Source organism: Mangrovicoccus sp. HB161399 (assembly GCF_013184745.1).
Taxonomy (GTDB): Bacteria; Pseudomonadota; Alphaproteobacteria; order Rhodobacterales; family Rhodobacteraceae; genus Mangrovicoccus.
The window spans coordinates 1-17,610 of the sequence record NZ_JAATVU010000004.1; the positions used below are offsets into that span (position 1 = coordinate 1).

The window sequence follows — 17,610 nt, forward strand, 5'->3', positions numbered from 1 at the left end:
TCCAGCCTTCGACATGCGCGTCAGCCTCGGGCAGCAGCTTGCCCTTCGCCCGCGCCTCCGCGCGCCACTTGGCGAGCGTTGCCCGCGAGATCCCCTCTTCAACCGCCAGCCGGTTCAAGGGGGTGCTGTTCGGCGGCAGCATCTTCGCGAGAACCGCCGCCTTTCGTTCCTGTGAATAGGCCACTCGTCATCCTGTCCCGCCCGCCTCGCTGCATAGTTTCAGATCGAAGGACGGTGACAACAACCCTGCACGAGGGGGCACCTCGACCAATGCCGCGCCTCAGACGACCGGCTGCAAAGGGCTGCCAGGGGGGGGCGATCGAGGCGTCAGGCGCGACCGGCAGGTTCCGTCCTTCGGCCCGGCATGGTGACAGCTTGTGAACCATCGGCGCGATGGCCAAGCTGCCGCGCCGCCGCAAGGCCGTAGAGAGCCCCACTTCTGTCGGCCGGAGTCCTGCGCATCGTGCAAACGCAGCGAGGCGACGCGTGCCGCGAGTTTGGGTGAAGCCTTTCGTTCGTCTTGGGGCAGCGTCAAACCTCGACCCTGGAACCGGACGCCTGCCCCGATCTTCGGCCATTCCTAACTTTCGACCTATTTCGCCTGGTCGCCGTTGACCTCTCCGTAACCATGCAACCGCGACAGTTGCCGACAACGGAGCAGCTGCCGGAGACAACTTCAATGAACGACACGCCCTGCCAGCCCGGCACGACCGGATGCGACGATGATGCGGCGATCAGTATCCTCTATGTGGAGGACGAGGATTTCGACAATGCGGTCTTCCGCCGTCTCGCACGGGAAAGCCGCAAAGGAGTCCGGACCTGCCATGTCATGACCATTGCCGAAGCCCGCGAACGCATGAAGCGCCAGAACTTCGACTTGCTCTTCGTGGATAACGGGCTGCCGGACGGCTCCGGTGTGGAGTTCGCCGTCGAGGTGGTCGATGCCGGGCTGATGAACTGGAACAATGTCGTCGTGCTGACCGGTGGCCTGAAGGACGTGATCAAGCAGACCTACGATCTGCGGATCATGCCGAAATCCCTCGCCAAGGACGAAATGACCACCGAAACCCTGCGCAGCGTCTTCGCTGCCCGCTCGGCCTGACACTCTCAGATATCAAGGCTGGACAAGCCGCGACGCTCTGCGCGTGCGGGAAAGCAGGAGTCAGGATTGCCTATCTGGCAGCCGCCTCCGCTTCCCGCCCGCTGACAGCACCTGTGGCGGCCAGTGCTGTCGCAAGGATGCGCCCGATTTCTTCCCGCGTCAGCTTCTCCTTGTCGAGCAGAAGCGCATGGCAGGCCGGGTCCCTCAATTCCCGCGCTGCATGTTCCGGCATCACCGTGAACAGATAGGCCCGTGACCAGCGCAACAGGCCCGAGGCGTTGCATTCTGTAAGGAAATCTGCGCCGAAACCGTCCGGCAGGTGGTGGTCCACCAGGAGGATGTCATAGGCACCGGAGATCAGGCGCTCGCGCGCCGCCACGATCGTATCCACCGTGTCGATGTCCACCGGCGCTCCGCTTTCCTTCAGAAGGCGGACCATGACCTTCCGGTCCAGCGGATCGTCCTCGATGACCAGGCAACGGCTGGCCAACTGCCCCGCGATGGCGGGTTTGCGTATGAAATTCCCCATTTTTCCCCCACGGGCCACACATCCCGGTGCTACCGGCGGAAACTGAACGAAGGCTGAATGCCTGCCGGGGAAGCCGCTACAATGCCGCGCAAAACAACAAGGACCGCCGGGCACGCGCTTTCGCCCAAGGCAATGAAGTTTAACCGCAGATTCACCAATGAGGTTCAGCGTCAGGGCGCAACCTGCCGGATCGCGGAGACCACTCCCTTGAAGCAAGTCAGCTGGACATCCAGCCTCAGGACCCGGATGATCGCCGGAGCGGCGCTGCTTGTCGCCCCCGCGGTGACTGTCGTGTCGCTGGCCGGGCTCCATGTCAGCAATGTGGCCGATCATGCCCAGCATGTGGCGGTTCTGCGCAGCGATCTGAACCTGATCCGGGAGGCATTCGCCGATGCCCAGGAACGGGCCGAGGCGGATCTGAACATTCTCGCGAACACGCCGCCGATCCAAGGCCTGGCACGCACGGCGGGCAGCACGGAACCTGATCCGCTGGACGGAACCTCCACTGCCGAAGACTGGCGGAAACGGCTGAACGAAATATTCGTCAGCTTCCTCAAGATGCGGCCCGACTATGTCCAGATCCGCCTGATCGCCAATGATGCGCGCGGCAGCGAACTCGTCCGCGTCGACCGCAGCGGCGACGAGATCATGATCGTGCCGCAAGGGCAGCTTCAGGCCAAGAACGGCGAGTTCTATTTCGCTGCGGGCGCCGCGCTGCCGGAAGGCGAATCCTGGACCAGTCCGACGACGCTGAACCGCGAGAATGGCGAGATATCGGAACCCAGGACAGCGGTGGCGAGGGTACTCTACCCCGTTTTTGCCGGGGACGGCTCCCGCTTCGGCTTTCTCGTCATCAACTACGATGCCAAGCTGCGCTTCGAAACGATCCTGCGCCGCTTGGCGCCGCGGGGCATCGTGGTTGGACGACGGTCGGATGGCCGGGGGTTCTCCTTCGACCCCGAGACCGGGCAAATGCATGCGATGCGTTTGGACGGGCCGCCTGCCGATCCTGCAATCGCCAAGGTTCTGGACACGGCCCTGACGGACATGCGCCTGGATGTCGGACAGGACCGCGTGGCCGTGGCAGCCGACTTTTCTTTGCAGGCGACTTCGGCCACCTCCACGAGGCTGGGGCTGATCGTCGATCATGATATCCTGCCTGCCCATGCCGACAGTCTTGGGGGATGGTTCCTCCGGGTTGGCATCGGAGTGCTTCTGCTGTCCCTCGCGGCCGCGGCCTGCCTTGTCCATTTGTGCCTCCGGCCGCTTCTGGCGATGACGTCAGAGATCACCGAAGCCCGTCGCAACCGTCGGAAACTCGATCTTCCGGCCGCGCGCCGCGATGAAATCGGCGCATTGGCGCGAAGCTTCGGTGGTCTGGTCGCCGACCTCGCCTCCCGCGAGGCCCGGCTGGACTACCTGTTCGACGGCGTGCGGGACGGCATCTGCATCATGGACGCCTCCGGCCGGATCACCATGGCGAATGCCGCCCTCAAGGAGCTGCTGGGCTATTCCGACACCGAACTGGTTGGCCAGGACGCAGGGATGTTGATGCCGGAGGCACTGCGCCTGGATCACGCGACCCTCGTCCGGGACTTCCTGCGGACAGGCGACGCGAAGCGCGTCGGCCAGACAGTCGTGCAGGCTGCGCGCCGGAAGGACGGCTCGGATGTCGAGATCGAATTGTCGGTCAGCCAGATCACGAAGAACGGCGAGACCTATTTCGCGGCCCTGATCCGCGATGTTTCGGAAAAGATGGAAACCGAGCGGGAACGGGACGAAACGCTGAAGGCACTGGAAGCCTCCAACGAGGAACTGGACCGGTTCGCCTATGCCGTGTCCCACGACCTGAAGAGCCCGCTGCGCGCAGTGACGACTGCCACGGATTGGCTGTCGAAGGATCTGGCGGGCACGCTCGACGAGGACAGCGCCGAAACGCTGGCAATGATGAATTCCCGTGTCCGGCGCATGGGCCGGCTTTTGGACGGGCTGCTGGAACATGCCCGCATCGGCCGCCAGAAGGGCGAGACGCACAGCCCGGTCGTGACCGGCGCCGAACTGGCCCAGGAGATCGTCGACCTGACCGACACGCCGGACACGTTCAGTATACGGTTCACCGATGGCTTCGTCGGCCTGCGGGTGCGGCAGCTGCCCGTGCAGACCGTCCTGCTGAACCTCGTCAGCAACGCGGTCAAGCACCATGACCGGCGCGACGGGCGCGTGGACCTCGACGCCAGGGTCGAAGACGGCCGCATCCGCTTCTGCGTGCGTGATGACGGCCCCGGCATTCCCCCGGAATACCACGAGCGCGTCTTCGAGCTGTTCCAGACCATGCGCTCCAAGGACCGGGTCGAGGGCAGCGGCATCGGTCTGTCGCTCTGCCGCAAATACGTCGCCCTCCACGGCGGCGAACTTGTGCTCCGCTCCGGGGGCGCCGCCACCGGCACGGAGTTCGAATTCACATGGCCCCTGCCCGAAGAGGAAACCGCGAATGTCGCCTGACCACGTTTTCGAAAAACGCCCCAAAGCAATGGCGGATGCCGAGATCCTGCTGGTCGAAGATGACGATTTCGAGGCCAAGACCGTGATCCGGGCCTTCAGCGAGGCGCGCATCGCCAACCGGATAACGCGGGTCGAGGATGGCGTCGAAGCGCTGGAAACCTTGCTCGGCGACTGGGCGGCGAACCTTGGCGAGCACAAGCTGATCCTGCTGATCGATCTCAACATGCCGCGCATGAACGGCATCGAACTGCTGCGCGAGATCCGCTCCGACCCGAAGCTGCGCCGCCTCGTCTGCTTCGTGCTGACGACGTCGAGCAGCGAGCAGGACATCGCCGACGCCTATGACCTGAACGTCGCTGGCTATGTCGTGAAATCGCAGGCCGGAGAGGACTTCCGCCAGCTTGTGCAGCTGATCGACGACTATTGGACCACCGTGCGGATGCCGGAGTGACGCGCTCCGCAACCGGATCGGCTCTCTCGCAGCCAGCGGACGACGGCGAAACGCCATCGCCGGGCATGCGCGACGTGCAGTTCCTGCTGGTGGAGGACGACGACTTGCAGGGCCGCAACGTAATCCGGGCGATCCAGAAGGCACGCATCACCAACCGCATCGCCTGGGCGGAAGATGGCATGGAGGCGATCGAAATCCTCAACGGCTGCCATCCCTGGAGCCGCGTCAGCCCTCCGTTGATCGTGCTTCTCGACCTGACGTTGCCGCGCATGTCAGGCCTCGAATTCCTGCGCACCTTGCGTGCGGATCCGCGGTTCCAGAGCCTCGTCTGCTTCGTCCTGACCGGCTCTGACAAATCCGAGGACATTGCCGCTGCGTATGACCTGAACGTGGCTGGCGTGATCGAGAAATCGCGTGTCGGCGAAGATTTCCGCTCGCTGCTCAGGCTTCTGGAATCCTACTGGACCGTCGTCCGGATCCCCGGCGATCACTAGCCATCCGCAAGCTCCTGTCCGGCCCGAGGATCGGCCGACTTTCCGCAACCGCAGCACCAAAATGCTGCGCCGGTGAAGGTCTGTTCTGTGCGCGAAGGGTGAGTTCGGCAGCGAGAGCATGCTGCGGAGCGGGTCGAGCGGCTGCTTTCAGGATTTCGCGAGGAATTCTTGCTCTGCCGCCAGATGTTGCTCCGTCGCCCGGTGAAGCTTGGCCGCATGCTCGATGAGCCAGAGGGAGATGGCGGGCCAGGTTTCCCGGCGGCGCGTGTCGAAACTGCGAGGATAGGCGAGCGTCCTGACGATGCGGTTTGCCGGAGCGCCCCAGTTCAGGGTGGCGCCGAAGGAGGCTTCGATTTCTGCCTTTCGGGCACGAAGGTGCTGGAAAATCGCATCGTTGCGGGTTCGGTCCTGATGGCCAAGACGCAACTCGACCCTGGCGCAACTCCGGCCGACGGTCAGCCGGAATTCCACTCCGGCCATTTCCGTGGGCACCGCGACATGGGATTCCCTCGATGAAGCCTCCTGAGAGAAAAGCGGCACGCCCGCGGCGCGCATGCGGGGCAGGACATAGTTCCAGAAGTCCCGCCTGTGTCGTGCTGTCTCCTCGGAGACCCGCTTGCCCGGAAGTGTTTCGGGTTCCCGGGAAGGCGTGGCCATCGGCCGGTACTCCGCGTCCTCCGGGCCGGGAATGACCTGTTCGAGGTCGAGAAACAGGCCGCTGGCCGCGGTGACCGGGGTGGCGCGGATGCATTGCAGGGCCACCCCCTGGTCGCGCAGCCAGAGCACGGCGGCACCGAGTTCCTTCGGGAAGCCGCCTGCGATCAGGATGATGCGCTGGCTTCGGGGCAGGTTCAGTCTCAGCGGCTGCGCGTCGCCAAGAGCCAGGAAGTCCCGGATCCGCGCCCGGGCTTCTCCGCTGGCGCCCGTCCGGGCGAGATAGCGCTGATGGGCAGAGATGATCGCCTTGCTGTCCATCGCCGCGGCATGGGCGGCATAATGGGCCGCCTGCCAGAGGACATCCCGCCCAGGCTTGCCCCGCTTGGTCTCGATGACCACCAGTCGGCCGCACCGGTCGAGCGCGAGAAGGTCCGGGCGGGACCGCGTTCCGGGAAGCGCAAATTCCTTTCCGAGAACGAGAAGATCCTCGCCGAGAGCCTCGGGACGTCCCGCGATCCATTCCTGCAGATGCGCGCGCTCGCCGAGACCGAGTTCGGGAAAGCTGCGCCGCTGGAGGGGCTCGATGCGGTTGCCCGCCGGGTCGATCTGGAACATGGGCCTGCATCCGCGGCGCCGGATCGGTTCACCCGGCCGGATCGCCGGGTAGCACGGCCTGCGCCGGCGGGGAACCCGTCCGCAGCCGCGCCAAGCCCTCCGGGCTGAAGTCGGATCCGGCGTCGATCAGGTGGCAGGCGTCGAGATCGAGCGCGGCGGCCAGCTTGTGGATGTTGTCGAGCGAGATGTTCTGCTCCTCGCGCTCCACCGCGCTGAGATAAGTGCGGTTGAGGTTGGCCTCGGCAGCCAGGCGCTCCTGCGACCAGCCGAGGGTCGCGCGGACGCTGCGCAGGTTGCGCGCGAGGATGCGCCGGAGGGGAGAGGGAACGGTTCGCTTCACCCACAGGCTATTCGCCTCTTGCCGGTTTTAGCTCTACCGGTTTTAAGAGACATTCGTGAGACGCAACCGGAGAGGGAACGGAACCGGCATGGACGAGGCGAGACTTGTGGAACAGCTTAGACGGATGCGGCCGGACGAGGCCTACAAGCGTGAGGCGGTGCGGCTGGCGAAGGCCTCGACAAAATCCGTCCCTGCGATGGCGCGGGAGCTGGGCATCGGCAACTCGACGCTCTACCGCTGGATCGCGAAATATCCCGGCGGGGCGGAAGACACGCCGCAGGTTCCCGCAAGGCGGAAACCGGTCCCTGGCAAAATGTCTGCCCGCAAGCCTCCGGTGGTCAGGGAACCGGATGAGCTGGACCGCCTGCGCAAGGAGAACCTTTTCCTGCGCGACGAGAACGACATCCTCCGCCGCGCGGCGCTGGCCTTCGCGCGCACGACCTATCCGCTGCCGGAGTGACTGGCGCCGGTGCGCAGCCTCCCGCAAGGGGTCGCGGCACGTCCGGGGCGCAGATCGCGCTGCGATCTGTCCCGGGTCCTCCGCTGCGGATCGCGCCGCGGGTCGCGATCCGCTTGACGCTCCGTCCCCGCGCCCCGCGGAGCCTGTCGTGCCGCTTGACGGCGGCGGAACCGGCTCGGCCTGCGGCCTCTGCCGCCGTGTCTGCGACACGCCGTCCTCGCCAGCATCCGCCGGTTCCGCCGCCGTCAACCCCATGCTCCGCACTCGCGCAGCTGGTCGCGCGGAGGTGCCTTGATCGCATCGGCGAAGGCGGCGCGATCGCCGAGGACAATGACCTGCCGGCGCGCCCGGGTCACCGCAGTGTAGATGAGCGCGCGATCCGCGATGCGGCTGGCTTCGAACGGGAGGATGACCCGCTCGAACTGGCTGCCCTGCGACTTGTGGACCGTGATGGCGTAGGCGTGGTCCAGGTTCTCCATCCGGTCGGCAGAGAGGCTCGCGGCGAATGTGCCGAAATCGACATCGAGCCCGTGACCGGAAACCGCGGCAACACGGCCGAGGCTGCCGTTCATCAGGCCCAGATCGTAGTCGTTGACGGTCCAGATGACCGGCTCGCCCGCGGCAAACCGGCCGGAGCGCGGACCGCTTCCATGCACCGCGCTGAAGGCCGCGTTGATCGTGGCCGTCCCGATCGGCCCGCGGCGCAGCGGGCTCAGGATCTGGGCATCGCCGATGGCCGCGGAGAGGTCGAGCAGCCTCTGGAGGATGTCTCCGGTCCGGCAGTCGATGAAGCTCACGCCGGTCCCTTCGCCGCCGAACTGCCCCATCTCGGGGACGTCTCCGCTCCGGATGGCGGCAGAGGCCGCGGGGATCCCGGTGGCGGAGGCCTGGCGGTGGATCGTCGCGAGCATGACCTGCGGGACCTCGGCCGATCTGGCCAGGCGATGGAACACCAGGCCGAACCCGATCGGCGGCAGCTGCGCGGCGTCGCCCACGAAGAGGAACCGCGTCGTCGGCGCGCAGAGGCGCAGCAGCGTGTAGGCAAGCGGCAGGTCGAGCATCGAGGCCTCGTCGATGATGACGAGGGTGTCCTCGAGGCTCGCCCCGCCGCGGAGACGGGCGAAGAGGCTCAGGAGCGTCGACGCCGGCCGTCCCGTGGCCTCCTCCATGCGGCGCGCGGCGAGGCCCGCGACCGCGGCCTGCACGACCGGAATGGCCAGGGCATCCGCGGCGTGGAACAGGGCCCGCAGCGTCGTGGTCTTGCCGGTGCCCGCGCCGCCGGTGAGCACGCTGACCGGCGCCGAGATGGCCATGGCCACGGCTTGCCGCTGGCTCGGGGTCAGCCGCTGCGCCGAAGCAGCATCGAAGCCGTCGACGATGTCGTTGATCTCGGCGGCGGAGAGCGTCGACGCCAAGGGCATCTGGGCGCCGGGCTCCGGCGCGATCAGGCGCCGGGCCACGAACCGCTCCATGACGGCCGCCCCGGCGCCAAGAAGCAGATCGCCGCCGTCCGGGACGAGCGCGCCCTGGTCCAGGGCCTCGGCGACGGCGCCGACACCGGCGCCGCCGTGATTCAGCCGGCGCTCTGCAAGCCGTTCCAGTTCGGCCCGCCGGACGGCCGTGTGCCCCTGGTCGAGCCGCCGGTAGAGGACCTCCTCCACCGCTCCGACGAGGCGGCGGGGATCGAGGGCCGGCACGCCCACCGCCGCCGCGACACGCTCCGCGCTGTCCCAGTTGGCGAAGGCCAGGAGGCGGTACGGGTTCTCTTCCATCTTCGCGGACAGGCCGGCGCCGTAGATCGCGCTGAGGCGCTGCGCGAGCCGGACCGGCAGGCCGTTGCGGTCGCACCATTCGAAGGCCGCGGTTTCGTCCGCGTAGCAGCGCCAGGCCTCGCGCGCGACCCCGGCGAGATCCGGACCGATGCAGTCTTCGAGGCGGGGGTCCGCCGGATCGCCGAGAGCGGCGTAGAGTGCCATTCCCAGGCTGTTCCAGAGCTTTGCAGCCTTCTGCGCGCCGATCCCGGGACAGCGCGGCCCCTTCAGGAACGCGAGCAGCATCTTGCCGGTTGGATGCATCAGCACCGCCTTTTCGGCATGCACCTGCGGCCCGTGCTCCGGGTGGCGGCGGATCGTGCCGGAGATCCACCAGCACTCGCCCTCGACTGGCACTCTCGGCATGACCGCGCCCGAGGCGACGACGCGGTGGAATGTGCCTTCGGTCTCGACCCGGAAGATCGCGCCGCCACGGGGACTGGCCGCGAGGACCCTCGTGACGATGCAGGGCTTCACGGGATCACGCGGCGGCCGCCGGTCAGCAGGTCCTCCATGTGCCCGAATGCGCGGAGCCGGGCGCGGAGATCGGCGTTTTCCGCGGCCAGCGCGGCGTTGCGCGTTTCCAGCTCGCGGACGCGCGTCTCCAGCAGGCGCTCGGCCCTGCCCGCCACCGGTGGCACCTCGCGGGACCCGATGGCGGCCAGCTCCCTGGCCGCGGCGGCCTCTTCCAGCAGCGCCTTCGCCACAGGGTTGCGGTAGAGCACCAGCCTGTCGATCCCGGCCGCCTCCGCGACAGCGGTCACGGACACCTTGCCGTCCTTGGCCGGCAGGACATCGGTGCTGTCGAGATAGCGCCGCAGCGCCGCGATATTGGCGGCTCCCTTCTTCCGGCTCATGGCCGGTCATCCCGCTTCAGCCGGACCACGTTGCCGGCGGGGGCCGCCATCCCGGTGCCGTCGCCGCCGCAGAGCGGGCATGTGCCGGTATCGAGACCTTCCCGCCGCATTGGCGCCTCGACAAGCGCCGCCAGCAGCGGCGCTTCCCTGTTGAGCGTCGCGTAGACCTGGGCGACCCTCCGGCGCATGTCCATCACATCGGCAAGCGCCGCGTCGCGCTGCGCTTCCAGCCTTTCGATCCTGTCCATCAGCGCCGCGCGGGCGGCGTCGCCGTCGACGCGGCGGCGCTCCGCCTTCAGGCGGACCAGCATGTCCTCGACGAAGGCCGCGTGCTTGTAGAGCGTCGGGCGCGAGGTGGCGAGGTCGCCCGCAAGCGCGGTCATGTCGGCCTTGTACTCGCGGCCTTCCTTGCGCGCCTTCGCGGCCGTCTTGCGCATCGCGGCCTCGATCTTCGGGTGCCATCGCGCGCAGAGCTTTCCGTCGCAGCCGCAGCGGATCTTCATGGGTCAGCCTCCGGCAGGAAGGACGCGGTGGTGTCGGCGATCGTCCTGAAATGGGCAACCTGCGGGCTGTCCCCGAGCTCCGGATCATCCTCGAACATCTCGACCATCGCCCTGGCGTTGGCATTCTCCCGCCTGAGCGCCGCGATCTGGTCCGGGTCGGTCCGGTCCACCAGCAGGTGGCTGCAGGCCGCGGTCCCGCCGCCCGCCGTTCCGGCGGCGGTGGAAAAGCAGGACATGTGATGCGGGCAGGGTTCCGTCGCCAGATCCTTCAGGCAGAACCCGTGCGGCATCACGTTGACCTGCCGCAGCCGGGAATCGAGGATGTCTTCGGCCTCTTCCCTCGTGACATCGGCGCGGGTGACGACACCGGCCACGAGCCCGCCGATCACGCCCTCATGGATGCCTTCCCTGACCTTTTCGCGCCGCTCCGCATTCGTCATCTGGTTGTAGACCGAGTTTCCGGCGGTGCTGCGGCGGTTCATCAGCGCGGCGATCTGCGCGTCGGTCAGCCCGCCCTTGTGGAGATTGGTCTCCAGCCAGTGGCGGATCTGATGGCTGGTAAAGGTCGCGATCTTGCCGCTGCGCGGATCGATGATGCCGTAGCGCTCGAAGACCGAGGCGCGGCCGGTTGTTCCGCCGAGCCACTGCATGATGTGCTCGGGGGTGAGCCGCTGCCAATCGTCGGTCTTTGTGGCATGCGCGCCGATTAAGAACCGCGGCATGACGAACAGCGCATCCTCGACGTAGAGGAGGGGAGTTCCGGTCCGGTCGGAGAGGAGAACCGGCTTTTCCCGCGCGTGCCTCGCCTCGATCTCCGCGTCGAAAGGCGGCGGCGGAATGACCTCGCCGGAGAGCTGGAATTCCAGCGCTTCCGCAACGAGAGACCGGATGGCTGGTGAGTGGTGCCTATACCCTGAATGAAATCCCATCATCCTGAAAAGATTGTGCCTATCGCAGACACGGGCATCAAGCATCCAGCCCTTCACGGACTTTGGCCGAGGCGTCCAGATCCGTCCCTCGCGGGAGGCAAGTTGCTGCTTCCGCAGCGCATCGAATGTCTCCCAGTTCAAGCCCGAGGCTGCTGCAGCCCGGTTGACATTCGGGTAGCTTTCCAGTGCTCCCAGGACATCGACCCAGCCATGGTTCCGGCTCCAGGCGGCGTCGGGATTGATCAGCCGGTTGTCCGGGTCCGATCCCCAGCGATGCAGGAGCTTCCGGGCGAAATACAGGATTGCGGTGTCGTCCCGTAGCACCGTGCGCCAGTCAGGATCGGCGGCCAGCGGCCAGGCTTTCGCGATCGCGCGGCCGGGCCCGGTCAGGCGGAGGATGGTGGCAACCGCCTCCTCCACCATGGGCGCAAGGGCAGGCGCCACGAGCTTCGGGGCGATCTTGCCGCCCTTTCCCGGATAGCCGCGGACATAGAGCTGGCCTTCGTCGCGGAACAGGCAGTCCGCGGGGAGCGTGGCCAATTCGCTGACCCGCCAGCCGCAGCCAAGGTTCAGCGCGATCGCCGACAGCAGCAGCCGGTCGTCATCGGGGATATCCTCGCGCGGCAGAAGCGCGAGCAGGTCCATCAGCACTGCATCCGGGATGAGTTTCGCGGAGCGGCCTTCGTCGGTGCCCCTGGTGCCATGGCGGACGGCCGCCGTCTTCGGCGCCTTGTAGTCCACGGCAATGCCGTAAAGACGCCGAAGCTCGCCGGCCATCGTCGCGAGTGCGCTCAAGTACTTGTCAGACTTGACCAGCAGCTTCGCCTCGGCACGGTGGACATCGCCGGAGGTCAGGCCTGAAAGAGGTCGTGCGCCCAGAACGTCGCCGAGAGCCCGGGCCGCGGCAAGATAATGTCTGGCGCTAACTGGGCCGATCCCTCTTTTCCGTCTCCGTTCCAGAATGATGACCTTCGCGGCGTCCCGCATCTCCGGATGGGCGATCTTGCCGAAGGACAGCGTCTCCTTGCGGGGCCGGGCAACCGTCCCATGCCAGGAGCCCAGCTCCCATTCGTCATCGGCAAAGCCGGTACCGTCCGGCAGCAGAAGTTCGAGGGCTCCGGCGTCAGGCCGCAGGTCGGGTGCGACCGCATTCAGCGCGCGGAGAAGGACCGGATCAATCATCTTCCATCCCCGCAGCTATCCCGGCCGCCCGGAGGCCTGCATGGATGCGCGCGAAGTCGTCCTGGATGCGGGTGCGTTGGGCATTGCCTTCGGCCTGCCGCCAGCGCTCGTGCTCGCCGCGCAGGAAATCCTCCACGGCACCGACATCGGCATCGCGGAAGAAAAGGAAATGCGCGCATCCGGCGAGGCAGGCCGCGAAGGGGCTATGGGGACAGGTTCCGGTCCTCCCGCATTGCCCGATGATCGCGCGGTTCTCCAGGTCGGGCACGATGACGGGCTTGTCGATCTTCCCCGCGGGCCGGGGCACGACCTTGCCCTGGAAGCTGCTGGCCAGGTCGGAGAACACGCCGCCCAGGGCCCGGTCGGCGCGCTCGAGCGCGGGCGTCATGTCGTTGCCGACCGCGTCGATATAGGCGTCCACGGCATGATCCGAGGAGTGCTCGAGGAATTCGCGGATGTCAGCCTTCGACCAGCCCTTGCGGGCCCGCTGCGTGGCGACGGTGTGGCGCAGGCGGGTCGGCGTCACATGCAGCGGCTTTCCGGTCCGCGGACTGATGATCCCGATCCGGGAGATCCAGTCCTGGAGGAGCCTCGTGCATGACGTGGTAGCCATCGGCCCGGCCACGCGCGTCTGCTCCGTCATCGGCGTCAGAAAGAACAGCCCGAAATGCGCCTGCGCCTCCCGGATGGCCGGGCGTTCCGCGAAACGCATCAGGTCGTCGTAGAGATCGTCAGGAAGGTCGTAGGGCCGCGGCGCGCTGTTGCGCTGCGCCTTCCCGCCGGGCACGCAGATGACCGCGGGCAGTCCCGGGGCCTGCGGGCGGCGGCAAATGCCGTCGGCCGGCACGGCAAGCATCTGCGATGGCCGCCGCCCGAGGGCCGCCAGCGTGCGCAGCATCACCCTGCAGAAATGCTCCGTGTCGGTTTCCGGCCGCAGCGGCGGCAGGAGGTTGCCGCGCAGGACCTCGAGTTCAGACGTGGTCAGCGCGCCGGTCCTGGGGTCCCATGCGCGCACATCGGGCAACGAGGTCTTGCCGGAAAGCCTGTATTGCCGGAGCTGCTCCAGCTTTTCTTCGGTGCATCCGGGATGGCCAATGAGCTCAAGATCGGCGTAGAGCGACCTGAAATAACCGGCGTATTCCGCGCTGACCGGTTGGAGCGCCAGCATCACGGCTGCCAGCTCGGCCGCGGTCAAGTTGCCGAGCGCGGCGTGCCCGTCAAAGGCTGCCGGCGACGTGCGCTGCAGCGCAGCGAGCAAGGCCCCCATATTCGCCAACTCCCGTCGGCACCGGTCCCGAAGGCGCTGGATCAGCACGGCCTTCAGTTCCGGCAGGAGCCATGCGGGCAGGTCGAAGGCGTTCCAGTCGATAGAATAGACAGTTCCGTTGAACCTTGTCCGCCAGACCTCGCCGTCGATCCGCACATAGACCGGATCCGCGATGCGGTTGAGGTTCTGCACGTATTCGGCCCCGTCCGGCGAGACCCACAGGTCGCGTCCGGCGTCATGGGCAAGCGCGACTTCCGCCCCGTCCTCGCGCCGTTAGAGCCCCGTCTCCGGGTTGAACCGGAGGTCGTCGGTGATGACCCGGCGGCTCAATCGATTGCGCTCCAGATCGCCTTGCCGTCCGTCCCCTCGAGGGCGAGGGCGGCGCCGCGCGCCTTGTTCCGGCGGGCGGTCGCGGTATAGATGTCGAGACTGTCCGGAGAGGACCAGCCGCCCCAGTAGACGAGGCCTGCGCGCCTATCCTTGCGCTCGAGCGGATCCTTGATGCCATCCATCAAGACGTAGGCACGATTGAAGAACGCGTGGCGCGCCGCGTGCCAGTGGAAATCGACGACGGTTTCCGCGCGGATGAAGGCCGCGCGCCGCTGTGCGCTCTGCATCGACAGGGGCATGCCGTCGGTAGCGTTGATGACGAGATAGGGGTGTGCGAAACGGGTCTTCTGGTACCGGGCGCCGCTCTTCCGGCTGGCCCAGACCCATCGGTGGCTCGACTGGTAGAGGCTGAAGAGCTGCGGGAAGCGCGAATTCCTGAAGTAGCAGCCGAGATCGCGGCCGAGAGTCTTGACCTTCGGCGCCCTGGGTTCGCGGGGGTCGAACAGGTTGCCGCGGCCCTCGATGCGCACGATCTTCAGCCAATCCTGCGTCCGGGATGGCAGGTCTTCGAGGCGGAGCGCCAGGATCTCGCCGATGCGCAATCCGTACTCGATCGCCATCCGCCACATGAGGTAGTCGCGGGCGGCAACGCGGCTGTCCGGCCCTCCGCTGGCTGCGGCACGGGCGAGGACTGTCTCGATCTCCCGGATCTCCGCGTCTTCCAGGTCTTCGGCGAAGTCCTCCTTCGCGACGTAGAGCGGCTTGACCTGCCGCCAGATCCTGCGATGCGCATCAAGGGCACGGGTCATGGCATGGGCGTTGCCCGCATTGCCTTCGGAGAATGCCCATTGGGAAAAGCGCCGCGCGCCGCGGAGCGTGGCATTGAATGTCCCCGCGGCCGCAGGGGCAATCGCCGTCCTGCCGATGCCGGACCGCGCCTTCAGCCAGGCGGCGAAGGCCCGGCACTGCGTCAGGGTCGGCGGCTGCCCCCGGGCAAGCCGGAGGCACAGGTCCGGGGCATTGGCGGCCGCCCATGACAGCAGGAACGCCGCCGACTCCAGCTCCTTCCTTGCGGTGTTGCCCATGACGCTCATGGCCTGGAGGTGGGCCGCATAGAGGCTGAAGAGGACGTTCGACTCATGGGGGGCGCGGGCTTGCAGAAGCAACTGATGTCCGGCCATGCAGTCTGCCCCCATGGCGGGGACGATGCGACTTCCCAGATGCGCCCTCTGTTCCATGCGCAAACCTGCGCATTCTGGCACAGAGCGGCACGCATTCCGAAAATCGTTGCCACTGAAGCTTTACAGTCTCGAAGGCGAGATATTTGGTGCCGCGTTCTTGCGGCAGTGCGCGTCCACGGATCGCGAAAGCACAAAAAACCCCGCCAAACCTAAGGCTTGGCGGGGCATTCTTAGCGTGTCGCTAGAGCGACAGCTTTATTCTCTGTTCCCCATGAACTGGAGGAGGAACATGAAGAGGTTGATGAAGTCCAGGTAGAGCGACAGCGCGCCCATGATCGCGGACTTGCCCAGCCATTCCTGGTCGGCATGCTGTGCATGCGCGATGTAGTCGGTCTTGATCCGCTGGGTGTCGTAGGCGGTCAGGCCCGCGAAGACCAGCACGCCGATCACCGAGATCGCGAAGGACAGCGCCGAGGAGGCGAGAAAGATGTTGACGATCGACGCCACGAGGATGCCGATCACGCCCATCATCAGGAAGGTGCCGAAGCCTGACAGGTCCTTCTTGGTGGTGTAGCCGTAGAGGCTGAGACCGGCGAAGGCGATGGCGGTGATCAGGAAGGTCTGGGCGATCGACTCGCCGGTGAAGACCAGGAAGATCGAGCTGAGCGACAGGCCCATGACCGCCGCATAGACGTAGAACACCAGCTGCGCGGTCGCTGCGGACATGCGGTTGATGCCGGCGGAGAGGCCGAAGACGAAGGCCAGCGGGGCGAACATGATCACCCATTTCAGCGGGCTGGCGTAGATTGCCTGGCCCAGCCCGGTCAGCGCCTGCTGCCCGGTCGCGGGATCGGTGGCGACTGCCAGGCCGGAAATGGCCCAGGCCGCCAGCGCGGTCAGCAGCATGCCCACGGACATGGTGCCGTAGACCTTGTTCATGTGGGCCTTAAGGCCCGTGTCAATTGCAGCCGTGCGGACCCCGGCGGTGCCGCGCATCGTCTGGTAGTCAGCCATAGGTTGCCTCCTCGAGTGAAAAACTGTTGCGGCCCCGGGCGGGGCCGCGGCTCAGCTAATCATAAAGGCATCCGGGGCGCCGCTTTCAAGCGGATGCGGCGCCGGGAACGGAATTTTGCGACGGATTCTCAGACCGGCGGTTCGATCGCGGAAAATCGCGGCAATCTGGTCATTTCCACCAGTCCGGCGCGTCCCAGAAGGGCTTTTGCGCCTCGCGCTCGGCCTGGGCGCGGGTCAGCCCGAGATCGCGCAGCAAATGTGCGTCGAGCTGCCGCAGTTGCCGGCGCTGGCGCCGCAGCGCGAAGAAGCGGGCAGGACGGGGCAGGCGCGGGAAGCGGCCGGGGCGGGCGGCCTGGGACAGGGCTTGGTCGGTCATGGGACATCCTTTCCGATCTGTGATGAAATCTGTGGAACGCATCATGCAAGATGATGTATGCTCCTTCCCGTCCCATATTGGAAACGAATGATAGTTGCCCACTGCATCACGAGGTTTGATATGTCTCGCGTCCTGGACTTGGCCGCCCTGCGGTCGCTGATCACCATTGCGGAACTGGGCGGCGTCACGCGCGCCGCGAATGTGCTGAACCTGACCCAGTCGGCGGTCTCCATGCAGATGAAGCGGCTGGAAGAGGCGCTCGACGTGCAGCTGCTGAACCGGCAGGCGCGCAGCGTGACGCTGACCTCGGCGGGCGAGCAGCTGGTCGGCTATGCCCGGCGCATGCTTGAGCTGAACGACGAGGCGGTCACCCGGCTGACCACCCAGGATTACGAGGGGCGGCTGACGCTCGGCGTGCCCCATGACATCGTCTATCCGCACATTCCGGGGGTGATGCAGCGCTTTGCCGCTGAGTTCCCGCGGGTCAAGGTGCACCTGGTCAGTTCCTTCACCCGCGGCCTGCTCAAGCAGCTGGAGGAGGGCAGCTGCGACGTCATCCTGACCACGCAGGAGTCGCGGCCCGAAGGCGCCGAGACGCTGGCGACGCTGCCGATGGTCTGGATCGGCGCGAAGAACTCCCGGATCTGGCGCGACCGGCCGCTGCGGCTGGCCTTCGAGCCGAACTGCCTGTTCCGCGGACCGGTGCAGGCGGCGCTGGAGGCGGAGGGCATTCCCTGGGACCTGGCGGTGGAGGCGGACAGCTCGCGCACCGTAGAGGCCAGCGTCGCGGCGGATTTCGCGCTGCAGGTCATGCTGCGCGGCGCGATGCCGGAAGGCTGCGAGGAGGTGCCGGATTGCGCCGGGCTTCCCGCGCTGCCTTCGATGCATATCAACATGTACCGCAGGAACGGCACGCCGGGCCCGGCGGTGGAGCGGGTGCAGGCGCTGCTGCGGCTGGCCTATGGCGCCCCCGTCAGCGGCGCGGAGCGCACCGCTGCGGAATGAGCCGC

At 66.8% G+C, this 17,610-nt stretch carries 18 protein-coding genes; 6 read left to right on the forward strand and 12 right to left on the reverse strand.

Annotated elements, in window-relative coordinates:
- A partial coding sequence (locus HCC78_RS03155) for a transposase (RefSeq protein WP_371743772.1) occupies nucleotides 1-184 on the reverse strand: 184 nt, incomplete at its 3' end.
- Nucleotides 185-679: 495 nt separating this feature from the next.
- On the opposite strand from HCC78_RS03155, the gene HCC78_RS03160 reads away from it, so the two are divergent.
- Entirely contained in the window at nucleotides 680-1,102 is a 423-nt protein-coding gene (locus tag HCC78_RS03160; protein ID WP_172327290.1) for a response regulator, read from the forward strand.
- Between the two features lie 70 nt (nucleotides 1,103-1,172).
- On the opposite strand, the gene HCC78_RS03165 is transcribed toward HCC78_RS03160, so the two are convergent.
- Nucleotides 1,173-1,631, reverse strand: coding sequence for a response regulator (locus HCC78_RS03165; RefSeq protein WP_172327291.1), 459 nt, complete (start codon nucleotides 1,629-1,631; stop codon nucleotides 1,173-1,175).
- 57 nt (nucleotides 1,632-1,688) lie between these two features.
- On the opposite strand from HCC78_RS03165, the gene HCC78_RS03170 reads away from it, so the two are divergent.
- The 3 genes from HCC78_RS03170 (at nucleotide 1,689) to HCC78_RS03180 (ending at nucleotide 5,078) form a co-directional block, all read left to right on the forward strand.
- The gene (locus tag HCC78_RS03170) at nucleotides 1,689-4,133 is read left to right on the forward strand and encodes an ATP-binding protein (RefSeq protein ID WP_172327292.1); all 2,445 of its coding nucleotides are present in this window, start codon (nucleotides 1,689-1,691) and stop codon (nucleotides 4,131-4,133) included.
- On the forward strand, nucleotides 4,123-4,584 hold the full coding sequence (locus HCC78_RS03175) for a response regulator (RefSeq protein ID WP_253949015.1): 462 nt from the start codon (nucleotides 4,123-4,125) through the stop codon (nucleotides 4,582-4,584). The genes HCC78_RS03170 and HCC78_RS03175 overlap by 11 nt, the downstream gene beginning before the upstream one ends.
- Nucleotides 4,585-4,658: 74 nt before the next feature.
- Nucleotides 4,659-5,078 carry a response regulator gene (locus HCC78_RS03180; protein WP_172327293.1) on the forward strand — a complete coding sequence of 140 codons (420 nt, stop codon included), beginning with the start codon at nucleotides 4,659-4,661 and terminating at the stop codon, nucleotides 5,076-5,078.
- Between the two features lie 147 nt (nucleotides 5,079-5,225).
- Here HCC78_RS03180 and HCC78_RS03185 read toward each other — a convergent pair whose 3' ends face one another.
- Together HCC78_RS03185 and HCC78_RS03190 are read right to left on the reverse strand one after the other, a co-directional pair.
- Nucleotides 5,226-6,350, reverse strand: a complete 1,125-nt coding sequence (locus HCC78_RS03185) for a DUF4268 domain-containing protein (protein WP_172327294.1) — start codon at nucleotides 6,348-6,350, stop codon at nucleotides 5,226-5,228.
- A 28-nt stretch (nucleotides 6,351-6,378) separates the two neighbouring features.
- A complete protein-coding gene (locus HCC78_RS03190; protein WP_172327295.1) occupies nucleotides 6,379-6,690 on the reverse strand; it encodes a helix-turn-helix domain-containing protein in 312 nt (103 codons plus the stop codon).
- 88 nt (nucleotides 6,691-6,778) lie between these two features.
- Between HCC78_RS03190 and HCC78_RS03195 the strand changes: the two genes are divergently transcribed.
- Nucleotides 6,779-7,150, forward strand: coding sequence for a transposase (locus tag HCC78_RS03195; RefSeq protein WP_172327296.1), 372 nt, complete (start codon nucleotides 6,779-6,781; stop codon nucleotides 7,148-7,150).
- Between the two features lie 245 nt (nucleotides 7,151-7,395).
- Here the strand turns inward: HCC78_RS03195 and HCC78_RS03200 are convergent, their stop codons facing one another.
- The 8 genes from HCC78_RS03200 to HCC78_RS03235 all read right to left on the reverse strand — a co-directional run bounded on the left by HCC78_RS03200 (nucleotide 7,396) and on the right by HCC78_RS03235 (nucleotide 16,600).
- Entirely contained in the window at nucleotides 7,396-9,438 is a 2,043-nt protein-coding gene (locus HCC78_RS03200; protein WP_172327297.1) for an AAA family ATPase, read from the reverse strand.
- Nucleotides 9,435-9,818, reverse strand: a complete 384-nt coding sequence (locus HCC78_RS03205) for a DUF6262 family protein (protein ID WP_172327298.1) — start codon at nucleotides 9,816-9,818, stop codon at nucleotides 9,435-9,437. Before HCC78_RS03205 ends, HCC78_RS03200 begins: the two co-directional genes overlap by 4 nt.
- Nucleotides 9,815-10,321 carry a hypothetical protein gene (locus HCC78_RS03210; protein WP_172327299.1) on the reverse strand — a complete coding sequence of 169 codons (507 nt, stop codon included), beginning with the start codon at nucleotides 10,319-10,321 and terminating at the stop codon, nucleotides 9,815-9,817. The genes HCC78_RS03205 and HCC78_RS03210 overlap by 4 nt, the downstream gene beginning before the upstream one ends.
- On the reverse strand, nucleotides 10,318-12,432 hold the full coding sequence (locus HCC78_RS03215; RefSeq protein WP_172327300.1) for a hypothetical protein: 2,115 nt from the start codon (nucleotides 12,430-12,432) through the stop codon (nucleotides 10,318-10,320). Before HCC78_RS03215 ends, HCC78_RS03210 begins: the two co-directional genes overlap by 4 nt.
- On the reverse strand, nucleotides 12,425-13,891 hold the full coding sequence (locus HCC78_RS03220) for a site-specific integrase (RefSeq protein WP_172327301.1): 1,467 nt from the start codon (nucleotides 13,889-13,891) through the stop codon (nucleotides 12,425-12,427). Before HCC78_RS03220 ends, HCC78_RS03215 begins: the two co-directional genes overlap by 8 nt.
- Before the next feature lie 134 nt (nucleotides 13,892-14,025).
- Nucleotides 14,026-15,210, reverse strand: coding sequence for a site-specific integrase (locus HCC78_RS03225; RefSeq protein ID WP_172327302.1), 1,185 nt, complete (start codon nucleotides 15,208-15,210; stop codon nucleotides 14,026-14,028).
- Between the two features lie 255 nt (nucleotides 15,211-15,465).
- Entirely contained in the window at nucleotides 15,466-16,224 is a 759-nt protein-coding gene (locus tag HCC78_RS03230) for a Bax inhibitor-1/YccA family protein (RefSeq protein WP_172327303.1), read from the reverse strand.
- Nucleotides 16,225-16,393: 169 nt separating this feature from the next.
- Nucleotides 16,394-16,600, reverse strand: a complete 207-nt coding sequence (locus tag HCC78_RS03235) for a DUF1127 domain-containing protein (RefSeq protein ID WP_172327304.1) — start codon at nucleotides 16,598-16,600, stop codon at nucleotides 16,394-16,396.
- A 120-nt stretch (nucleotides 16,601-16,720) separates the two neighbouring features.
- Between HCC78_RS03235 and HCC78_RS03240 the strand changes: the two genes are divergently transcribed.
- The gene (locus HCC78_RS03240) at nucleotides 16,721-17,605 is read left to right on the forward strand and encodes a LysR substrate-binding domain-containing protein (RefSeq protein ID WP_172327305.1); all 885 of its coding nucleotides are present in this window, start codon (nucleotides 16,721-16,723) and stop codon (nucleotides 17,603-17,605) included.
- Nucleotides 17,606-17,610: the final 5 nt, after the last annotated feature.

Bases quoted from the DNA above. Each gene is read 5' to 3' on its own strand.
- HCC78_RS03195 (WP_172327296.1), top strand. From the start codon at position 6,779: ATGGACGAGGCGAGACTTGTGGAACAGCTTAGACGGATGCGGCCGGAC.
- HCC78_RS03165 (WP_172327291.1), bottom strand. From the start codon at position 1,631: ATGGGGAATTTCATACGCAAACCCGCCATCGCGGGGCAGTTGGCCAGC.
- HCC78_RS03215 (WP_172327300.1), bottom strand. From the start codon at position 12,432: ATGATTGATCCGGTCCTTCTCCGCGCGCTGAATGCGGTCGCACCCGAC.
- HCC78_RS03175 (WP_253949015.1), top strand. From the start codon at position 4,123: ATGTCGCCTGACCACGTTTTCGAAAAACGCCCCAAAGCAATGGCGGAT.
- HCC78_RS03160 (WP_172327290.1), top strand. From the start codon at position 680: ATGAACGACACGCCCTGCCAGCCCGGCACGACCGGATGCGACGATGAT.
- HCC78_RS03210 (WP_172327299.1), bottom strand. From the start codon at position 10,321: ATGAAGATCCGCTGCGGCTGCGACGGAAAGCTCTGCGCGCGATGGCAC.
- HCC78_RS03185 (WP_172327294.1), bottom strand. From the start codon at position 6,350: ATGTTCCAGATCGACCCGGCGGGCAACCGCATCGAGCCCCTCCAGCGG.
- HCC78_RS03205 (WP_172327298.1), bottom strand. From the start codon at position 9,818: ATGAGCCGGAAGAAGGGAGCCGCCAATATCGCGGCGCTGCGGCGCTAT.
- HCC78_RS03170 (WP_172327292.1), top strand. From the start codon at position 1,689: ATGCCTGCCGGGGAAGCCGCTACAATGCCGCGCAAAACAACAAGGACC.
- HCC78_RS03240 (WP_172327305.1), top strand. From the start codon at position 16,721: ATGTCTCGCGTCCTGGACTTGGCCGCCCTGCGGTCGCTGATCACCATT.
- HCC78_RS03235 (WP_172327304.1), bottom strand. From the start codon at position 16,600: ATGACCGACCAAGCCCTGTCCCAGGCCGCCCGCCCCGGCCGCTTCCCG.
- HCC78_RS03230 (WP_172327303.1), bottom strand. From the start codon at position 16,224: ATGGCTGACTACCAGACGATGCGCGGCACCGCCGGGGTCCGCACGGCT.
- HCC78_RS03225 (WP_172327302.1), bottom strand. From the start codon at position 15,210: ATGGCCGGACATCAGTTGCTTCTGCAAGCCCGCGCCCCCCATGAGTCG.